A 470-nucleotide genomic window follows, 5' to 3' on the forward strand; every position below is an offset into this window, starting at 1 on the left:
CGATCAATCTTGGCTTGCTGTGGCTGTTGATGCGTATGCCACTCGGGCAGCGCACGATCAGCGTCATCAGAACCCTCCGTTGTCCGCCTGACACGCTCTGGAAGGCGATCAATCCCGCTGGGGAAGCCGCTGATTGGCATCACGCCGTCATCAGCAGCCGGCCGATCGCACATCGTCCTGGATCCGTCGAGCAGGTTTACAGTCATCTCGACCGCAATGGAGAGCCGCTGCGCCGCGTCCTGGCACTCGACCCGCTCCCGGCTGGCGGCGTTCATGCCTTCCGCTCCCGGATTACCGACGACAGCACGCTCGATCCGCAGTTCTGGACGCATTACACCGAGAGCCGCATCATCAGGGCAACGCCCCAAGGGTCCACACTAGAGATCAGTCAGACCGACCACTATCGCGGTCTTGCTTTTCTGCTCTTCCGCTATTTCGTTCTGCAGCGGGAGGTAAGGTCGCTGCAGGGC

At 61.5% G+C, this 470-nt stretch carries 1 protein-coding gene; it reads left to right on the forward strand.

Annotated elements, in window-relative coordinates; all coding sequences use genetic code 11:
* On the forward strand, positions 1–470 hold a 470-nt coding region (locus AC1DIX_RS27805; protein ID WP_477328572.1), incomplete at both ends, for an SRPBCC family protein.

It is taken from the genome of Massilia sp. 05N420, from assembly GCF_056397205.1.